At 64.5% G+C, this 19,496-nt stretch carries 18 protein-coding genes; 8 read left to right on the plus strand and 10 right to left on the minus strand.

Annotated features, from left to right (window positions below):
- Positions 1 to 15: 15 nt before the first annotated feature.
- From IWX85_RS12295 to gshB, 7 genes are all read left to right on the plus strand, one after another.
- Positions 16 to 240 (plus strand): hypothetical protein, encoded by a 225-nt coding sequence (locus IWX85_RS12295; RefSeq protein ID WP_370584275.1) that lies wholly within the window; start codon positions 16 to 18, stop codon positions 238 to 240.
- 45 nt (positions 241 to 285) lie between these two features.
- Complete coding sequence (locus tag IWX85_RS12300) at positions 286 to 693, plus strand: ribonucleotide reductase subunit alpha (RefSeq protein WP_196869914.1); 408 nt, start codon at positions 286 to 288, stop codon at positions 691 to 693.
- A 1-nt stretch (position 694) separates the two neighbouring features.
- Entirely contained in the window at positions 695 to 1,300 is a 606-nt protein-coding gene (locus IWX85_RS12305; protein ID WP_231379718.1) for a hemerythrin domain-containing protein, read from the plus strand.
- Between the two features lie 88 nt (positions 1,301 to 1,388).
- A complete protein-coding gene (locus tag IWX85_RS12310; RefSeq protein ID WP_196869944.1) occupies positions 1,389 to 2,654 on the plus strand; it encodes a glutamate-5-semialdehyde dehydrogenase in 1,266 nt (421 codons plus the stop codon).
- A 155-nt stretch (positions 2,655 to 2,809) separates the two neighbouring features.
- Positions 2,810 to 4,105, plus strand: a complete 1,296-nt coding sequence (gene gshA, locus IWX85_RS12315) for a glutamate--cysteine ligase (protein ID WP_036808323.1) — start codon at positions 2,810 to 2,812, stop codon at positions 4,103 to 4,105.
- 199 nt (positions 4,106 to 4,304) lie between these two features.
- The gene (locus IWX85_RS12320; protein ID WP_196869915.1) at positions 4,305 to 6,173 is read left to right on the plus strand and encodes a potassium transporter Kup; all 1,869 of its coding nucleotides are present in this window, start codon (positions 4,305 to 4,307) and stop codon (positions 6,171 to 6,173) included.
- Positions 6,174 to 6,414: 241 nt separating this feature from the next.
- Entirely contained in the window at positions 6,415 to 7,374 is a 960-nt protein-coding gene (gene gshB / locus IWX85_RS12325) for a glutathione synthase (protein ID WP_196869916.1), read from the plus strand.
- Between the two features lie 18 nt (positions 7,375 to 7,392).
- Here the strand turns inward: gshB and IWX85_RS12330 are convergent, their stop codons facing one another.
- The 4 genes from IWX85_RS12330 to IWX85_RS12345 form a co-directional block, all read right to left on the minus strand.
- Positions 7,393 to 8,190, minus strand: a complete 798-nt coding sequence (locus IWX85_RS12330) for a class II glutamine amidotransferase (protein ID WP_036808340.1) — start codon at positions 8,188 to 8,190, stop codon at positions 7,393 to 7,395.
- Positions 8,191 to 8,193: 3 nt separating this feature from the next.
- On the minus strand, positions 8,194 to 9,699 hold the full coding sequence (locus IWX85_RS12335) for a DHA2 family efflux MFS transporter permease subunit (protein ID WP_370584276.1): 1,506 nt from the start codon (positions 9,697 to 9,699) through the stop codon (positions 8,194 to 8,196).
- A 19-nt stretch (positions 9,700 to 9,718) separates the two neighbouring features.
- Positions 9,719 to 9,910 (minus strand): 4-oxalocrotonate tautomerase, encoded by a 192-nt coding sequence (locus tag IWX85_RS12340; protein WP_036808344.1) that lies wholly within the window; start codon positions 9,908 to 9,910, stop codon positions 9,719 to 9,721.
- Positions 9,911 to 10,094: 184 nt separating this feature from the next.
- The gene (locus IWX85_RS12345; RefSeq protein ID WP_196869917.1) at positions 10,095 to 10,925 is read right to left on the minus strand and encodes a restriction endonuclease; all 831 of its coding nucleotides are present in this window, start codon (positions 10,923 to 10,925) and stop codon (positions 10,095 to 10,097) included.
- Positions 10,926 to 11,329: 404 nt separating this feature from the next.
- Here IWX85_RS12345 and IWX85_RS12350 point away from each other — a divergent pair, with 404 nt between their 5' ends.
- The gene (locus IWX85_RS12350) at positions 11,330 to 11,821 is read left to right on the plus strand and encodes a nuclear transport factor 2 family protein (protein WP_196869918.1); all 492 of its coding nucleotides are present in this window, start codon (positions 11,330 to 11,332) and stop codon (positions 11,819 to 11,821) included.
- A 136-nt stretch (positions 11,822 to 11,957) separates the two neighbouring features.
- On the opposite strand, the gene IWX85_RS12355 is transcribed toward IWX85_RS12350, so the two are convergent.
- The 6 genes from IWX85_RS12355 to IWX85_RS12380 form a co-directional block, all read right to left on the minus strand.
- Positions 11,958 to 12,215, minus strand: a complete 258-nt coding sequence (locus tag IWX85_RS12355) for a hypothetical protein (protein WP_196869919.1) — start codon at positions 12,213 to 12,215, stop codon at positions 11,958 to 11,960.
- A complete protein-coding gene (locus IWX85_RS12360) occupies positions 12,212 to 12,406 on the minus strand; it encodes a DUF3606 domain-containing protein (RefSeq protein ID WP_036808351.1) in 195 nt (64 codons plus the stop codon). The genes IWX85_RS12355 and IWX85_RS12360 overlap by 4 nt, the downstream gene beginning before the upstream one ends.
- Positions 12,407 to 12,595: 189 nt before the next feature.
- Entirely contained in the window at positions 12,596 to 13,414 is an 819-nt protein-coding gene (locus IWX85_RS12365) for a UPF0149 family protein (RefSeq protein WP_196869920.1), read from the minus strand.
- A gap of 322 nt (positions 13,415 to 13,736) precedes the next feature.
- Entirely contained in the window at positions 13,737 to 17,261 is a 3,525-nt protein-coding gene (locus tag IWX85_RS12370) for a PAS domain S-box protein (RefSeq protein WP_196869921.1), read from the minus strand.
- Between the two features lie 148 nt (positions 17,262 to 17,409).
- Entirely contained in the window at positions 17,410 to 17,841 is a 432-nt protein-coding gene (locus tag IWX85_RS12375; protein WP_196869922.1) for a putative toxin-antitoxin system toxin component, PIN family, read from the minus strand.
- On the minus strand, positions 17,842 to 19,281 hold the full coding sequence (locus IWX85_RS12380; protein WP_196869923.1) for a class I SAM-dependent RNA methyltransferase: 1,440 nt from the start codon (positions 19,279 to 19,281) through the stop codon (positions 17,842 to 17,844).
- Positions 19,282 to 19,496 lie beyond the last annotated feature (215 nt).

Raw genomic sequence — 19,496 nt, forward strand, 5'->3', positions numbered from 1 at the left:
CAAGAGAGGCATCCGATGAACGTCCTGGCCGAACCGGCTCAAGCGCTGGCTGCAGCGCCGTCCGACCCTGAAATCGGGGCGCTGGCTGCAGCGCTGTTCACGCTGGCGCCTGGCGAACACGCGCTGTGCTTTGTCAGCATCGGCACCGTGCAGTGCCGCAAGACTGCCCGCCTGCGGCCCGTGCCGGCCGACTTCGCCAGGACCCTTTTGCCCGGCGGCGGCACGGTGGTGGGTTTTTGATCTGCCGTGCCGTGCGCTTTCACTTTTTTTATGACTGGATACCGCATGGACATTTCGACTTTTGACGATCTTTTGCAGGCCGCCCGCGCGCAGCCCGATCCGCAGCGCCTGCTGTTTGTCTTTGCCGGCGTGGAACTGCCCGATGACGCGACGCCCGCGCAGCGCGAGCGTTTCGAGGCCGGGCAGGGCGGCGCGCTGGTGCCGCTGATGTGCGTGGACAAGCGCCCTGACGAACTGGCGTCGTTTGCCGCGCTGGTCGAGGAGGCCAGCCAGTTCGGCCCCAACCCATGGGGCATCGTGTTTGCCGCCGCCATGTCCGGCAGCGTGAACCAGGCGCCGACCAGCGAAGACGCAGAGGAGCCGCTGCAGCGCATGGTCGAGGCCATCAAGCGCGGCGAGCATGGCGGCTATGTTCCGTTCGATCCGCAGGGCCATACCGTCCAGATCGGCTGACATGGCCACTGACACCCGTCCCACCCGCCGTCCGGTCATGCTGCCCGGCCACAGCGCGCCGGCCGCCGGGCTTGAAGCGCCGTTCGAGATGCTGGCCGCCTGCCATGACCGGGTCGAGCGCATGCTGGCGCTGCAGGGCAAACTGCAGCGCCACCTGCTGGACAAGGGCTGCGACGGGCCGGCTCGCCAGGCGGCACGCGACGTGATGCGCTACTTCGACCTGGCCGCGCCGCTACACCACCAGGACGAGGAACTGCATGTGTTCCCGCCGCTGCTGGCTGGACCCGATGCTGGACTGCGCAAGCTGGTGCAGCGCCTGGTTCTGGACCACCGGCACATGGAAACCGCGTGGCTTGAAGCCCGCCGCACGCTGCAGGCCATCGCCGTCAGCCCTGCATTCGGCGGGTTGCCGCTCACGCCGGTCCAGACCGTAGCGCTCGACCAGTTCGCGGCCCTGTACCGCGGACACCTCGATGACGAAAACAGCATCGTCTATCCCGCCGCCCAGGCGATGCTGCCGCCTGGCGCCGTGCAGGGCATGAGCGAAGACATGATGCAGCGCCGGGGCGTCCACCCCCAAAGGCAGCCCCACCCGCCAGCTTTGTGACGCAGGCAAAATACGCGGCATGAACGCGCCCACTTTTCCAAACGACATGACCCCCGCCAGCGCAGCCGGCAGCGCGCTGGAAAAGCGCATGCAAGCCATGGGTTTACAGGCAAAAACGGCTTCTGCGCAAGTGGCACGTGCGCCGGCAGCTATTAAAAACAGAGCGCTTGTCGGACTGGCCAAATTGCTGCGGCAGAACCTGGCCGAACTGCAGTCCGCCAACCAGCGCGACCTGGACCGCGCGGCCGCTGCCGGGCTGGCCGGGCCGCTGCTGGACCGGCTCAAGCTGGGTGCCAAAGACCTCGAAACCGTGGCGCTGGGCTGCGAGCAACTGGCCGCCATGCCCGACATCATTGGCGAGATCATCGGCATGAAAGAGCAGCCCAGCGGCATCCGTGTCGGCCAGATGCGCGTGCCCATTGGCGTGTTCGGCATGATTTACGAAAGCCGGCCGAACGTGACGATCGAGGCGGCTGCGCTGGCGATCAAGAGCGGCAATGCCTGCATTTTGCGTGGCGGCTCCGAGGCCATCGAGTCGAACAAGGCGCTGGGCGCGCTGGTGCAGCAGGCGCTGCTTGAAGCCGGCCTGCCGGCGGAGGCCGTGCAACTGGTGCCGACCACCGACCGCGAAGCCGTCGGCCATCTCATCGCCATGCCGCAGTTTGTCGATGTCATCATTCCGCGCGGCGGCAAGGGCCTGATCGAGCGCATCAGCCGTGATGCCAAGGTGCCGGTCATCAAGCACCTGGACGGCAACTGCCATGTGTATGTCGATGACCCGTGCGACATCGCCATGGCGGTGCAGATTGCCGACAACGCCAAAACGCAGAAATACAGCCCCTGCAATGCCACCGAGAGCCTGCTGGTGGCGCGCGGCGTGGCGGCTGAATTCTTGCCGCTGATTGGGGCGATTTATGCCGCCAAGGGTGTGGAGATGCGGTGCGATGAGGCTGCAGCGCATATCCTTCGGGCGCAGGCAGCTGTTCGTTCAGTCGCAAGCATCGTGTTGGCCACAGAGCAGGACTGGTACGAGGAATACCTCGCGCCGGTCATCAGCATCAAGGTGGTGGGCGGCGTGGACGAGGCGATTGCGCACATCAACCGCTATTCCAGCCACCACACCGACGCCATCCTGACGCGCGACCACCTGCATGCCCAGCGTTTTCTGCGCGAGGTCGATTCGGCCAGCGTCATGGTCAACGCCAGCACCCGCTTTGCCGACGGATTCGAATACGGGCTGGGGGCGGAAATCGGCATCAGCACCGACAAGTTCCATGCGCGCGGGCCGGTTGGCATCGAAGGCCTGACCTCGCTCAAGTACGTGGTGCTGGGGCAGGGCGAGGTCCGCACCTGAACCGCTGGGGCACCCGGCAACCGGCGGCTTGTATGCCCGAGCGGCATGTAGGCCATTTGCGCATCTGTTACGCCGGTTGCGGCCGGTGGATTCATAAGCCCTAGAATTCGGCATCACCGAACAAGATAACGATATCCCCCATCGAAAGTGGCCGCATGGTTCCGCACCTCATCACCGCCCTGACCGGCCCCATCAACGAGCTTGAGCAGCGCATCCTGGACACCACGCCAGCCATCGAGCGCTGGTTTCGGCTCGAGTGGATGGAGCACACGCCGCCGTTTTACAGCTCGGTCGATATCCGCAACGCCGGCTTCAAGCTCGCGCCGGTCGACACCAACCTGTTTCCCGGCGGCTGGAACCACCTGACGCCGCAGATGATGACGCTGGCGGTGCAGGCCGCCATGGCCGCGATTGAAAAAATCTGCCCGGAAGCGCGCAACCTGCTGGTGGTGCCTGAACACCACACGCCCAACCCGTCCTACCTGGCCAACGTGCTGCAGCTCAAGCAGATTTTTTACCAGGCCGGCCTGAATGTGCGGTTTGGCTCGCTGAGCCCGGACATCAAGGAGCCGACCACGGTGCAACTGCCCGACGGCGAGAGCCTGGTTCTGGAGCCACTGATCCGCACCGACCGCCGGCTGGGACTGAAGGATTTCGATCCCTGCACCATCCTGCTCAACAACGACCTGTCGGCCGGCATTCCCGGCATGCTGGAAGACCTGCACGAGCAGTACCTGCTGCCGCCGCTGCATGCCGGCTGGACGGTACGCCGCAAGTCGAACCATTTCAAGGCTTATGAAGAGATTTCCAAGCGCTTTGGCAAGCTGCTGGGCATTGACCCGTGGCTGATCAATCCGATGTTTGCGCAATGCGATGACGTTGACCTGGCCCAGGGGCGCGGCATGGAATGCCTGAGCACGCATGTCGATGCGCTGCTGTCGCGCATCAAGCGCAAGTACAAGGAATACGGCATCAACGAAAAGCCGTTCGTCATGGTCAAGCCCGACAACGGCACGTCGGGACTGGGCGTCATCACCGTGCATGACGCCAAGGAACTCGAAGCCATCGCGCGCAAGGCCAAAGCCAGGCCCGGCGCGTCCCGCGACGCTGCGCCACCGTCTGAAGTCATCATCCAGGAAGGCGTGCTGACCAATGAACGCATCAACGATGCCGCGGCCGAGCCGGTGGTCTACCTGATGGACCGCTACGTGGTTGGCGGTTTTTACCGGGTGCATTCCGAGCGCGGCGTGGACGAGAACCTCAACGCGCCCGGTGCGCGTTACGAGCCGCTGTCGTTTTCAGACAGCGGCCGGCTGCCTCAAAATGGTGAAAAGCCCGGCTCCAGCGCCCCGAACCGCTTCTACATGTACGGCGTCGTCGCCCGGCTGGCCATGCTGGCGGCCAGCTACGAGCTGGAAGCGACCGATCCGGATGCCGAAGTTTACGACTGAGCGTGCGGCCGGGCAGGGCGTGGCCCGGCAAGTTGTCGCGGTGCAACAAAACCCGTGTTTCTGCCGGTCGCGGGTGTTCACTGCTTCCAGGCCCATGGGCTGAGTGCAAAATGGCGGTCCCTTCGACAAGCCTTCCACGGGCCATGGCCTCCCCTGGCGGTGCTCGAATCCAGTCCTTTTTCCAAGACGGGCAGCTTTTGTGACAAGTCAAAAATCATCTCTCGCGGCACTCACCGTAGGCGCCATTGGCGTGGTCTATGGTGATATCGGCACCAGTGTCCTGTATGCCATCAAGGAGGTGTTCGGCTCCGGGCATGTTCCTTTCACGCCCGAGAACGTCTACGGCATCCTGTCCATCTTCTTCTGGACGCTGACCGTCATCGTTTCGCTGAAATATGTCACGCTGGTGCTGCGCGCCGACAACCACGGCGAAGGCGGGCTGATCGCCATGCTGGCGCTGGCTTCCACGGCGGTGCAGGACAGGCCCCGGTTGCGCCGTGTGCTGCTGCTGGTCGGCATCTTTGGCACCTCGCTGTTTTATGGCGACGGCGTCATTACCCCGGCCATTTCCGTGCTGTCGGCGGTTGAGGGGCTGGAGGTGATTTCGCCCACCTTCACCAAGGCGGTGATTCCGACCACCCTGGTCATCCTGTTCGGGCTGTTTGCGCTGCAAAAGCATGGCACGGCCGGCATCGGCAAGTTCTTTGGCCCCATCACCATTGTCTGGTTTGCAGTGCTGGCCATTCTGGGCGTGTCCCAGATCGTGACCCACCCCGAGATCCTGCTGGCGATCAATCCTTATTACGCCTTGATGTTCATGTGGGAGAACCCGGGCACCACCTTCATCATCCTGGGCGCCGTGGTGTTGTGCGTGACCGGTGCCGAGGCGCTGTATGCCGACCTGGGCCACTTCGGCAAGAAACCGATCCGGCTGGCCTGGTTTTCGGTGGTCATGCCGTCGCTGGTGCTGAACTATTTCGGCCAGGGCGCGCTGCTGCTGAACAACCCGGAAGCGGTCAAGAACCCGTTTTACCTGATGGCGCCCGACTGGGCGCTGATCCCGCTGGTCGTGCTGGCCACGATGGCCACGGTGATTGCCTCGCAGGCGCTGATCACCGGCGCCTTCAGCGTCACCAAGCAGGCCATCCAGATGGGCTACCTGCCCCGGCTGCGCATCGAGCACACCAGCGTGCGCGACACCGGCCAGATCTACATGCCGTTTGTCAACTGGAGCCTGTTTGTCACCATCGTGCTGGCGGTGGTGATGTTCCGCTCGTCGAGCAACCTGGCGGCGGCCTACGGCATAGCGGTCTGCACCGACATGCTGATCACCACCGTGCTGACCTTCTACGTGATTCGCTACGGCTGGAAATACCCGCTGTGGCTGTGCCTTGCTGCCACCGGCGTGTTTTTTGTGATCGATTTCGCGTTTTTCGCGTCCAACCTGATGAAGCTGTTCGCCGGCGGCTGGTTTCCGCTGGCGATTGGCGGCGCGGTGTTCACCCTGATGATCACCTGGAAGGAAGGCCGCCGCCTGCTCAATGAAAAGCTGCGCACCGACGCCATCGACCTGCCGAGCTTCCTCGATTCGGTGTTTGTCAGCCCGCCGCAGCGCGTCGAGGGCACGGCGGTCTTCATGACCGCCGAGCCGGGCATGGTGCCCAACGCCTTGCTGCACAACCTCAAGCACAACAAGGTGCTGCATGAGCAGAACGTGTTTGTCACGGTGCGCAACCATGAGGTGCCCTGGATCGGCATGAACAAGCGGCTGGAAGTGGAGTCACTGGGCCATGACTGCTGGCAGGTCAATGTCCACTACGGTTTCAAGAACGACCTGGACCTGCCCAAGGCGCTGCAGCAGATCAAAAACCGGGGCTGCCAGCTGGAGCCCATGACCACGAGCTACTTTTTGTCGCGCGACACGGTGATTCCTAGCATCGGCAGCGGCATGGCCGCCTGGCGTGAAAAGCTGTTTGCGCAGATGCACCACAACGCCAGCGGTGCGGCGGATTTCCTGAATTTGCCGAACAATTCCGTGGTCGAGCTGGGCAGCAAGATCGAGATTTAAGCAAAATCCGGCTCTTGCGCAATCCCTGATTGGGTTTTCTGCTCCTTAATTAATAGCACATGGCTGCCGCCGGGTTGACGCTGGCGGAGTTCCATGGAAAATCCATGCCAATGCCGCCAACGACAACACGACGTCCGGCGCGGCCCCGCGGTTTGTACAACAATACGCTCCAGTCACCGCCGCGCATGCCCATCCTGTGCCGGCGCCACCAACCCCGGACCGCCAGGTCCCCTCCCATTCCATGAACATCCTTTTTATTGCCGATCCGCTCGAATCCTTCAAGATCTACAAGGACACCACCTTTGCCATGATGCGCGAGGCGCAGCGGCGCGGCCACACCATCAGCGCCTGCGAGCCCAAGGACATCATGTGGCAGCAAGGCACGCCGGTGACCGCCTTCGTGCGCGACATCATTCTCACTGGCGATGCGCAGGACTGGTTCACCGCCGAGCAGCAGCCTCCGCACGAGCGGCCGCAGCCGCTGAAGGACGTCGGCTGCGTCATCATGCGCAAGGACCCGCCGTTCGACAGCGAATATGTCTACAGCACCCACCTGCTGGAGCAGGCCGAGCGCGAAGGCGCCAGGGTCTTCAACAAGCCGCGCGCGCTGCGCGACCACCCTGAAAAGCTCGCCATCATGGAGTTCGCCGAGTTCATCGGCCCGACGCTGGTGACGCGCGACGCCGCCGACATCAGGCGTTTTCATGCCGAGCACCAGGACATCATCTTGAAGCCGCTCGACGGCATGGGCGGCATGGGCATTTTCCGGGTCAGGGCCGACGGCCTGAACCTGGGCAGCATCATCGAAACCCTGAACAAGAACGGTGCCGAAAGCGTGATGGTGCAAAAGTTTTTGCCTGAAATTGTCAAGGGCGACAAGCGCGTGCTGGTGATTGGCGGCAAGCCGGTGCCGTTCAGCCTGGCGCGCATTCCGCAGGGCAGCGAGGTGCGCGGCAACCTGGCCGCCGGCGGCCTGGGCGTGGCGCAGCCGCTGTCCACGCGCGACCTCGAGATTGCCGAGGCACTGGGACCGGTCCTGGCCGCGCGCGGCCTGCTGCTGGCTGGCATCGACGTGATTGGCGACTGCGTGACCGAGATCAACGTCACCAGCCCGACCTGCTTCCAGGAAATCCATGACCAGATGGGCTTTGACGTGGCGGCGATGTTCATCGACGCGCTGGAAGCCGCGCTGGCGGCCTGAAACCGGCCATCGCAGGGTTCAGGCGTCGAGCAGCACGCCACCCTGGAACACCTTGAGTTCGCCCGGCGAAAAGGCCGTCCAGGTCTCGTTGGTGGTCAGCGGCGCGGTGACCACCACCGCCACCCGGTCAGTCGGCTGGGTGTGGTCTTCAAAGTTCACGCTCACGTCCTCGTCGCTCAGCGTGGCATGGGCAAACGGGTGGCGGCGCTCCACGTACACCAGCTGGGTTGACGCATGCGCCCACAGCGCCTGGCCGTTGCTCAGCAGAAAATTGAAGGTGCCGTGTTGTGCCGCCTGCGCCGCCAGTTCGCGCAGCGTCAGCGTCAGCTCCTGCACGCTGGGAACGTCGGCATGCGACTTGGCCAGCTCCTGCATGATCCAGCAAAACGCGCGTTCGCTGTCGGTGGAGCCGACCGGCCGGAAGCTGCCGTGCAGGCGCGGCGCAAAATCGACCAGGTTGCCGTTGTGCGCAAACACCCAGTAGCGGCCCCACAGTTCGCGCACGAAGGGGTGGCAGTTTTCCAGCGCCACCCGGCCCTGCGTGGCCTTGCGGATGTGCGCAATCACGTTGCGGCTCTTGATCGGGTAGCGGCGGATCAGCTCGGCCACCGGCGACGCGCAGGCCGGCAGGTGGTCAACGAAATGGCGCAGCCCCTTGCCATCGCCGGGCCCGTCCACGGCGCTGTCGCCTTCAAAAAACGCAATGCCCCAGCCGTCGGCATGGTGGTCGGTGCGGCCGCCGCGCTGTGCGAAGCCGCGAAAGCTGAAGGTCACGTCGGTGGGCGCGTTGCAGTTCATGCCGAGCAGCTGGCACATGGTCTAGTCTCCGGTGGAAGGGGTGGAAGGGGTGGAAGGGGTGGAAGGCGGCGGCACGCGCAACTGCAATGCCGCCACCATGGCGACCACGCACAGCGCGGCCAGCATCAAAAACGATTCATTGAAAGCGGCCAGCCGCGCCGGGCTGCTGGCGGCCAGGTCCAGCGAATCGCCGTGTACCGCCAGCCGCCATTCGAGCACGATGCCGCACAGGCTGACGCCCATCGCGCCGCCCAGCATGCGCACGAAGCTGATGGCACTGGCGCCCTGCGACACCAGTTCCTTGGGCAGCGGCCGCAGCGAGCCCAGGTTGAGCGACGGCAAAATAAAGCCCAGCCCGATGCGCCCCAGCGTCGCCCACACGGCCAGCAGCCACAGCGCCGAACTCAGCGTGAGCGTTCCCATCAGCGCGAACGACACCGCCAGCAGCCCCAGGCCGACGGTGACCAGCTGCCAGGTCGGCTGCCGGTCGGCCAGGCGGCCGACGATCGCAATCGTCGCGGCCAGCACGACGCCGGCGGGCAGCAGCACCGCGCCGGCATGCGAGGCCGACAAATTCAGGCCCAGCTGCATGTACACCGGCAGCAGGTAGGTCGAGCCGAACAGCGCCGTGCCATAGATGAAGGCCACCACGCTGCCCATGGCGAAGGGCCGGTGGCCGAACAGCGCCAGGTTCATCAGCGGTTCCCGGCCGGTCGCCTGCATGCGCCGCTGCCAGCCGATGAAGCCGGCCAGCAACGCCAGCGCGGCGCCCAGCAGCAGGGCGGCCTGCAGAGGATCGCTGCCCTGGCCTTGCAGCGCGACCATGCCGTTGAGCAGGCACAGCGTGCCGGCGCCGGCCAGCAACAAGCCGCGCCAGTCGATCATCGCGCCACCGCGCACGGCCGCCGTGCCGCCGGGTGCGCTGTCGGGCACATAGCGCCAGGCCATCCACAGCGACAGCAGGCACAGCGGCACGACCATGAAAAAAATCGAGCGCCAGCCGAACAGGTCCACCAGCACCCCGCCCACGCTCGGGCCCAGCGCCGGCGCCAGCACCACGCCCATGCCGAACAGCCCGCTGGCCCGGCCCTGCTCATGGGTGCCGAAGGCGCGCATGATGATGATGGCCGCGATCGGCTGCACCACGCCCGCCGCCACTCCTTCGGCGACGCGCGCGGCCAGCACCAGCGTAAAGTCGCCGGCCAGGCCGCCGCCGATGCCGCCGGCCATCAGCAGCAGCATGCTGCCGACATAGGTGCGGCGGTAGCCGTAGCGCGCCAACAGCCACGGCGTGGTCAGCATGGACACCGTCATGGCGACCATGAAGCCCGACGTGACCCACTGCGCCCGGCCCTGGCCCAGCGCAAAGTGCTGGCTCATGTCGGGAATCGCCACGTTGACGATGGTCGATGACATGATCGACGCCATCGTGCCGACCATCACGGCGACCAGCAGCAGCCAGCGGTAGCGCGCACCGAAACGCGCCTGCAGGGCGGCGATGGACGATGCAGGCGGCAGGGCGTTCAAGCGCGGTCCTGGCCCGGTGTCAGTTTCTCGGTTCCGACCAGAGCTTGCCGCCGGTGGCCCAGTTCCCGGGCTGGATGTCGGTGATCAAGACATCGACCGAGTCCGGCTGGCCGCCCAGGATTTCGACGCTGACGCGGGTGATGGCCTCGACCAGCTTTTTCTTTTGCTCCAGCGTGCGGCCTTCGAGCATTTCGACGTGGTAGGTGGGCATGGTTTTCCTTTGGATGGATGGGTTTCGGATGGCTGGCTGCGACGATGTGCGCAAGCTGTGCATTATTCCGTGTCTGGCCGTGCGTTGCTGCGGGGTGCTTGTTTTTTAACGAAAAATGCCTTTTGCGCTTGTTGCGCCTTGGCAAACAGCTACTATTTTGATAGCGAATGTGTTTTTGCCAGCTTCAGTCCACCTCGCGCGTGCCCCGGCAGCGGTCCTGCGCATAGCGGCTGCAGCCCCAGAACTGCTTGCCGGCATTCGCGCCGCTGCGCGCCTGGCGCAGCACCATCGCCGCGCCGCACACCGGGCAGTCCGGCGCCGACAGGCCGGCCGGTGCCGTGGAGGACGGGCCGCTGCCAGCCTGCGCCCGGATGCCGCGCAGCAGGGTGGCTCCGTTGATCAGCGTCAGCGCCAGGCCGTTGGCAAAGCGCACGGCTTCCTCGGTGAATTCGCCCGAGGTGACGACAAAGCCGCCGGCCGCGCCGTGCGCCGCCATGACGCCGTACAACTCGCGCACCGGCTGCACGCCGACGCGCAGCGCGCGCCAGTGCTTGCATTGCACCAGGTGGCTGCCGCCGTCGCTTTGCAGCACCACGTCCACGCCGCCATCGGCGCCGCCGCCGCCGTTGTCCGTCACGCCGTAACCCTGGCGCCGGAAATACTCGCCGACCAGGATTTCAAACTCCTGCCAGCGCATGCCGTCGAGGGCGTCAGGGCGGCTGGCGGCAGCGGCGTGCAGCCGTGCGGCCCTGTCCCGCCGGAAGGCCGACAGCAGCGCGCCCATGCCGAAAAACAGCGGCAGCAGGTACTGCCCTGCCAGCGCCAGCCCGTGCGTCACCGCCCACAGGACAAAGCGTCCCATCTGCCCCGGCTGCGGGGTGCCAAACGGTTTTTGCGCCAGGTGGTGCAGGCCCAGATAGGCCAGCCCCGCCAGCGTCAGGCCCAGCCACCAGGGCAGGCGCGCGGCCAGCCCCATCAAGGCCTTGGGCCAGCCCTGCTTTTCACGTAACTCCATCGCTGACTTTTCCCAACTCGTCTTTTCGCCTGGCGCTGCGCTGCGTTTGCCAATGTATTCCGTATTCAGCCATGCCGAGGGTTCAGTGCAGTGCGCGAACCATCGGCGAACGGGGACAGGGGGCAACAGCCTATGTGAGGTGCGGCAAGAATGAACCTCGGGGACTGCCGCCGAACGTGCGCAGAAAGCGGCTGATTTTAGTTCAAATCAGGGCTTGGCCCTGAAGCTTCCAGTGTAAGCAGCTATATTTTTCATAGCGTTTAAGCTGTCCCCGACGCCGCCAGTGCCCCCAGCGCCGCTGGCAACGTGCAGCCCGTCCAAGCGCCCGGAGACTGGGTTAGAGTTCACCACGGCTGTCAAAAAAACGCTTCACGCGCGCGCCACAGCCTTCCCAAGGAAACCCCATGCATCCCAACCAGACCCGGCTCGACCATTTCTACGCCGCCTTTGCGCGCCTTGACGCCGACGCCATGGCAGCCTGCTATGCGCCCGATGTCCGGTTCGATGACGAGGTGTTTTCCCTCCGCGGCCATGAGCAGGTCAGCGGCATGTGGCGCATGCTGTGCGAAGCCACCCAGGCCAGGAATCGGGAACACTGGAAGCTCCGCCACAGCGCCCTGCAAGCCGACGACCGCCGGGGCAAGGCGCACTGGGAAGCTGACTACCAATTCAGCGCCGCCCGGCGCAAGGTGCACAACGTCGTCGACAGCGTGTTTGAATTCAACGAAGCAGGGCTGATCACCCGCCAGCGCGACCGCTTCAACTTCTGGACCTGGTCGCGCCAGGCGCTGGGCCTGCCCGGCATCCTGCTCGGCTGGAACCCTTCGTTCCGGACCATGGTCAAGCGCCAGGCGGAGGTCAACCTGGAAAACTACCTGCAAGCGCGCAGGCACTGAGCCATAGCCACTTGCCCCGCACAAGTGGGGTGGCTGTGCAAGGCCAGCGTTCCTGCGCAAGCACCGGGTGGCGGCGCTGCCTTCGAAAACGCCCTCCTCCTCGGGGGACCTTGTTCCACGGCATCCCGCGCAAGGATCAGAACGGGGCGGTAGGCCGGGACGGAAGCATCGACAACAGGCCTTCGGCCGCCGCGTTATAGGCTTTCAGGCAAGCCGTTCCCACGCGCATCGCCGCCTCATGCGAAGGATAGGGGTGGTCCGACGCGTCGATGCACACCTCGCCGGCCTGCTCCTGCGCGGACAGCTGCGTGACAATCCAGCAAAAAAGCCCGGGCGACGATTCCTCCACCCGCAGATTGAGCGCGCCGGAGGAAATCTGCGAACGCGCCGTCATACCGCCCGGCCCAGTTCGGTCCCGACATCCCGCGCACCGGTTCCGACCTCGGCCACGGCCATGCGCAACTCCAGTTCGCTGCAGCGCAAGGCGGCCAGCCAGTAATTCACCGAGGCCGGTTCATTGATGTTGATCGGCTCGTTGGACGGCGCATGAACGTTTGGCAAGAAGTTTGGCGGGTTGGATTGCATGGTTTTTTTCCTGGCGGTTGGTGAAGGAGGTGCCCAATCTTCTGGCAATGATTTTTAACGTCATGTCAGAGACTTCACCATGAGCTTGCAATCCATATCGACCAAGAACAATGGGTCAAATGACCTAATGAAGGGGTTAACCATCGGCCAGGACGCCCGGCAACCCCAATGCGCCGGCTCAGCCTGGCGTCAAGCCCCGCAGCACTTCTTGTATTTCTTCCCGCTGCCGCAAGAGCACGGATCGTTGCGCCCCGGCGTGGCTTCCTTGCGGATGGTTTCGACCTTCGGCCCCATGGTGTTCCACAGCTCGCGCAGGTCGTACACCGCCCAGATGGCCTCGCCGAACGCATTGAGCCGCGCAATGCTGGTGCTGGGCGTGCCTTCTTCGCTCAGCGGCGAGACTTCGCAGGCGCCGGTGTCGTCCTCGGTCATGGCGACGACCGCCTGCAGCGCGCCGTCCAGCCACTTGGCGGCGTCCTTGTCACGCGGGGCGGCCCATTCGTCGGACCAGCTTTCGACCGCGAACATGAAGCCCAGCGCCCACACCTGCGCGAACGCCGGCAGGTCTTCCTTCGCAAACGCTGCCTGTTCCTCGGGCGGCAGGTCGGCCACCACGCCGCGAATGTCCATGACTTCAGGGTGGTAGCAGGCGTCGTCTTCCAGCGAATCGACCTCGGCATCGAGCGCGGTTTCGACTTCCTTGCAGCGCTGGTTCCACAGCGCCACGAAGCGTTCTTTCTGCGCGTCGCTGGCAAAAGAGCCGGTGTCGGCGTCGGGCTCCTCGCCCTCGGCCGGCAGGCCCAGCAGCACGCCCAGGTATTCATCGGCGGGAATCGGGCGGCGCGCGCAGATCACGGCGGCCATGAAGCCTTCGCAGAATTCCCACTGCGGCGTTTCGTCGTAGCGGCTGCGCAGGTCGTCCAAAATGGCATCGAGTTCGTCGAAGGCTTCGGTTTCCATCCAGGGGGTGTCGGGGGATGCGGCAGGGGAGAGGCTTGAATTCGTCATAAATGTTCCGTCCTGCGCCTCGGGCGAGGCGTTTGGCCTCAAAGTTTAACTGTCCCGGCCAGCGCCTGTGCCCAGGGGCGTTCTGGTTTTGGCGGCTCCGCCAGCGTTTTGCAGCGCGGTGGCCGCACCTGTCCACGGTTTGGCGCACCGGTGAAAAGTTGCGGAATTGAAGGCAGCGGCCTTCAGCGGGGCATTGTGATGCGCGTGCTATCGGCAAGCCGAATCTGTCCGATTTTTCTGAATGCTATGAATTGCATAGCTGCCTTTGCCCGCCTGATGTGCGGCAGCAGCCTTTTTGGCACTCAAATGGCAATGACCCCGGTCATCCGGCGGTTGGCGCTTTCGCTTCTGAATTTCTCGTTCCCGCCTTGGGGGGGAGAGCCAGCAGCTTTGTCAGGGCTGCAAAATCCAGCGGCTTGACCAGGTGGTGGTCAAAACCGGCTTCCAGGGATTTGCGGCGGTCTGCTTCCTGGCCCCAGCCGGTCATGGCAATGATCAGGATGCTTTGGCCATCCGGCTGCTCACGGATGGCGCGACAGGCTTCGTGGCCGTTCATCTTCGGCATGCCGATGTCGAGCAGGATCACATCGGGCCGGAAAGCGGCAGCACGCTCGACGGCCTCCACGCCGTCATAGGCGGTTTGCGTCTCGTCGCCGTCCAAGCGAAGCAGCATGGCAAGGCTGTCGGCACTCTCGCGCATGTCATCCACCACCAGAATGCGGCGGGCCGCCACGGGCGGCGGTGGTGCGCTTATTGGCACTGGCGCCGCTGCCCTTTCCAGCCACACTGGCAGACGCACGACGAACGCGCTGCCCCGGCCCTGGCCCTGGCTGTGGGCCGTCAAGGTGCCGCCATGCAACTCGGTCAGCAGCCTGGCCAGCGACAGCCCGATCCCCAGCCCGCCCTGGGACTGATCCAGCGAGCTGCGAACCTGCGTGAACAGCTCGAACACCTGGTGCAGCATGTCGGACGCAATGCCAATGCCGCTGTCCCTGACCGTCAGCACGACCTCGTACCCTTGCCGCTCTGCGTTCAGCCAGATGTGCCCGCCCGGTGGGGTGTACTTGCAGGCATTGTTCAGCAGGTTGCCGAGCACCTGGGCCAGCCGCATCGGGTCGGCATTCAGGGTGATCGGCTCAGGCGGCAGCGAGACCTGCAGTTGGTGACCGGCACGCTCGCACTGCATGCGGCCGGCTTCCACGACGTGCTGCACCATGGATGCCAGCTCGACGCACTCCAGCCTGAGCGCAAGCCGATTATGGGTAATGCGGCTGACGTCCATCAAGTCGTCAATCAGGTGCACCATCTGGCCCATTTGTCGCGCTATGGTGGCGTGGGCCTGCTCCACGAGTGCCGTGTTGTCGCTCGCCCGTTTCATCAGTTCGAGCGAGTTGTTGACGGAGGCCAGCGGATTACGCAACTCATGCGCCAGGGTCGCCAAAAATTCGTCCTTGCGGCTGTCGGCCAGCTGCAATTGTTCAAGCAGTGCGCCAATGCGCGCCTCGGCCAGCTTGCGCTCGGTCACGTCAAGGTTTGTGCCGACCATCCATTCGGCGTGTCCTTCAACACCTTTGCGGACGGTTTCCGCCGCGTGGATGTGGCGGCATTCCCCGTCGTCACGGCGACGAATGCGAAAGTCAAGGCTGCTGCTGCCCAGTCGGCGCACGGTGTCGGCCAACGTTTCTTCCTGTGTGTCAAGGTCCTCCGGCAGAACCGCGCCGCTCCAGTCGGCGTATTGAACGCAGCCATCGGCCGTGGGCGTGATGCCGTAAATGCGGAACATCTGCGCATCCCAGCGAACCATGCCGGTGTTGAGGTTCCATTGCCAAACCCCGACGCCGGTCGCCTCGGTTGCCAGCCGCATGTGCTCTTCGCTGTCGCGCAGTGCCTGTTCAGCCCGCTGGCGCGCGGTGATTTCGTGGAAGTAGCAGACCACGCCATGCTGGCCGTCGGGCAGCGTGACGCGCTGGGTCTCCCAGTCAAAAGCCTGGTCCTCGCCAATGTCAAGGCGCTGCTCGTGAAAAGGCGGCGACACATAGCGTTCACCGCTGGCCAGTGTGTGCCGGAAGATCGCCGTGACTTGCGCGCCGACCACCGGCCCCCACATGATTTCCAGGATTTCAGCAAAATCACGTCCAATCAGCGGACGCGTGGTTTCAAAAAACGGTGCCGCCCGCGCGTTGACCTGTTGCAGTCGAAACCCGGCGTCGACCAGAAACATGCCGGTCGGCGCCTGCTCGAGAATCCTGGAGAACAACTCGACGTTTTGGGCCAGCACCGCCTCGGCACGTTTGCGCTCGGAAATGTCGCTGAAGACGATGCCGACCTTGCGGCTTCCCGGCCCGCCGATCCGGTGCGCCTTGACATCGAAAAAGCGTCCTGTGGACTTGAGTTCGTTCTGAATGCTGGCCGGCTCCCCGCTCAGCGCGACCTGGCCGATAGTCTCAATCCAGAACGGCTCGATGGCGGGCAGTACCTCGCGAACCCGGCGTCCCTTGGCGTCCTTGACGCCGGTGTGGCCAAAAAACGCCGCGTTGGTTTCCAGGTGCCGGTAGTCAACGGACTTGCCGGCAGCGTCGAAAAGCACTTCAACCAGGCAGTAACCCTCCTGCATGCTGTCAAAAAGACTGCGATAGCGCGCTTCCTGTTCGCGCAGCGCCTGCTCTGCCAGCGTGTTTTCAGTGATGTCGCGGGAAACCGCAATCAGACGTTGTGCAGCGCTGTCGCCTGGCTTGTCGCTGATGGGCGCGATCATCACGTCCCACCACTTCGGCGTGCCCTTGAACGTCGGTGCAAACGCCTGGAATCGCGCGGTTTCGCCGCGCCTTGCCTTTTGCACCGCCCCGGCAGCCAGCGTGGCGAAGGGCTCTGGTTTCGAACTCCACCACGGCTGGCCGACCAACGCCGCGAAGTCGTCGATTTCCAGCAGGTGCTGTCCGTTGCGGTTCATGGTTTGCCGCCGTCCTTCGCGGTCCAGCACATTGACGCTGTCCGGACTGCTTTCCAGCACGGTCCGGCTGAAGGCTTCGCTCTCTCGCAGGGCCTGCTCCGTTTGCCGGCGAGCGTTGATGTCCTGGAGCACGCCTATGGTGTGCATCGGCTGGCCCCGGGCGTCTCGCACCCACTGCACCATCACGCGCACCCAACTGATGGCGCCGTCCTTGCGGAGGTAGCGTTTTTCAATGTCGTATTTTTCAAGGTCACCACAAAGCAGCAGGTCGACCCTGGCCTGGTCCGCCGCCCGAGCGTCCGGAGGCGACAAGTCGGCCACTTGCATGCGCAGCAACTCGTCTGCCGGGTAGCCGGTGATCTCGCAATACTTCTGGTTGACCCTGGTGAAGCGCCCATGGGTATCAACATGGGCCATGCCCACGGGTGAGAGGTCAAAGCTGACGCGGTGAAATTCTTCGCTGCACCGAAGTTTTTCCCCGGCATGCTTGCGCTCGCTGATGTCCAGCGCATTGCCGATGACCTGGCTGACCGCCCCGGCGGCATTGCGCGCGAAGACGGCGTCGCGGCTTTCAAACCAGCGCCAGCCGCCAGAACGCTCGCGCAGGCGGTACTCGACGTCGGCGGTTTCATGGTCGCCCAAGGTGCGCAGGCGCTGCCGGTGCGCGGCAAAGCACGGCAAGTCGTCAGGGTGCAACAGGGTCGTGATGAACCCGGCGCCCATGGCCTGGATGTCCTCGGTGCTGTAGCCGAGCAGCGTGGCGATGCATCGGTTGACGAACAGGGTGGATGGCGGGTCCAGGTCGAAAACCTCGATCACACCCGGTGTGACATCGGCCATGCGCCTGAGGAAGTGTGCGCTGTTCTCCAGCGGGTTCAAGCGCAGTGACTCAAGCATGACGGTGCCGGCTTTTGACGGACTGGGTGTCATTGGATTTCACTGGCGTCTCCGGTCAGGGTTTGTCTTGGCTGCCAATCATTTTATCCAAGCATTTTGTTACGTACCCTTGCCACGCCCTCGATAGATTGTTTTTTTTTGCTATAAATTAGATAGCTTCTTGTGCCCGCACACCATGCGGAAGCAGCCTTTTTTTCATTGAAATGACGTGTTTGTCCTTGCTCAGCAGCAAGGCCTGATGCGCCACGGCCAGATCGATGAATTTCTGGTCATCGGCATCGCGGCAGGTGACGCTGGCCTTGGCCGCAACGTCTGCCAGGCGCGCATGCCGGTCGAAGCTGGCCAGCACGTCGCCCGCCACCAGATGGTAAAAAACCAGGCGCGGCACGATCTGCGGGTAGGCCAGCACCCGCGCCAGCTCGTCGCGCATCGGCTGCGTGGCGATCCAGTCGATCTCGCCCGCTTCCAGCGCCTTTTTGACCTGTTTGGCGGCGACGTCGTTGAAGACAAAAATGTCAAGAATGATGTTGGTGTCGATGACGACCGGCGCTTTGCGCACTTCAGGGGAAACGGGCAGCATTTAGTTTTTCGGCAACTGCGCTTCGGGCACGCCAGCAGGCTTGCCGCGCGCCGAGCCGGCGACCATGTCGAAGCGAAACAGCCGGCATTCGATCGGGCCGTTCCACATCGGCACGCGGCGCGACTCCTTCAGGCGCATCTTGTTGGGCAGTTTCAGGTCGGGCGTGAGCACGTGGGCGGTCCAGCCGGCGTAGTTTTTCTTCCAGTGGGCCGCCAGTTGCGGGAAGAAGTCCGAGGCTTCCTCGCCCCAGGCGTTGTGCGCCTGCTCGCGGCCGGGGTTGGCCGAGCGGTCGCGCGGCGGCTCGAAGCCGCTGTCCTCGCGGCTGTCCTGCTCGTTGCGCGCATGACGCTCTTCCCGGCCTGAGCGCATGTCGCGCTCGGGGCGAACCAGCGGCTGGCCAAATTCATCGACGCTTTGCCCCTGGAACTGCGAACGCCGCTGCTCGCGCTGCTGCACGCCGCTGGTGCCGGCCACGCCCGCCACGTCGATGCGCTCGCCATACGGCGGGTTCACCAGCATCACGCCGCCGGGCGCGGGCGGCATGCGCTGCAGCGCGTCGCCGCCGCGAAACTGCACGGCATGGGCCACGCCGGCGCGTTCGGCATTGCGCTCGGCAAAATCGACCATGCGGAAGGACACGTCGCTGCCAAACACCGGCGCGGTGGGCTCGGTGATCGCTGCTTCGGCCTGGTCGAGCAGGCCTTCCCACACGTGGCCCTGGAAAGGCAAATACTTCTGGAAGGCAAAGCGGCGGTTGATGCCCGGCGCGATGTTGCAGGCGATTTGCGCCGCCTCGATGGCAATCGTGCCCGAGCCGCAGCACGGGTCGTACAGCGGCACGCCTTGCTTGCACTGCCCTTCGTCGCCACTCCAGCCGCTGGCGGCGATCATCGCGGCGGCCAGCGTTTCCTTCAGCGGCGCGTCGCCCTTGTCCTCGCGCCAGCCGCGCTTGAACAGCGGCTCGCCCGAGGTGTCGATGTAGACCGTCACCGTGTCGGTGGTCAGGTGCACATACACGCGCACGTCGGGCCAGCGGGTGTCGACGCTGGGGCGCACGTCGTTGAACTTGTGCCGGAAGCGGTCGGCAATCGCGTCCTTGATCTTCAGCGCGGCAAAGTTCAGGCTTTGCAGCGGGCTGTGCTGGGCGGTGATTTCGACCTTGAAGGTCTGCGCGGGCGTGAACCAGACTTCCCAGGCGACACTGGCCGCCGCGTTGTACAGGTCCTGCTCGCTGCGGTAGGGGCCGTGCTGCAGCTCGATCAGCACGCGCTGGGCCAGGCGGCTGTGCAGGTTGAGCTGCAGCGCTTCGCGCCACGAGGCCTGCAGCTGGACGCCGGCACGCCAGGCTTTGCCCTCGATGCCGGTGATGCGCTGGACTTCGGCGGCCAGGAGGTTTTCGACGCCGGCGGCGCAGGGGAGGAAGAGTTGGAGTTGGTTCATGGTGTTTTCAGGTTGGGCTGCTGCGGCTGTGGACTGCAGGGGCAGTGTGCATCGGCTGGCGGACATGGCAAGGGCCGCCCTCGGTATCAGCCCTCACCCCCGCCCTCTCCCAGAGGGAGAGGGCGTAAGAAAAGGCAGCAGCACGGTCTTTGCGCACCCACAAATCTTTCCCGGCTGGCTCCTTCTCCCTCTGGGAGAAGGCAGGGATGAGGGCC

Origin of the sequence: Polaromonas sp. CG_9.11 (genome assembly GCF_015752225.1) — a bacterium.
GTDB lineage: Bacteria > Pseudomonadota > Gammaproteobacteria > Burkholderiales > Burkholderiaceae_C > Polaromonas.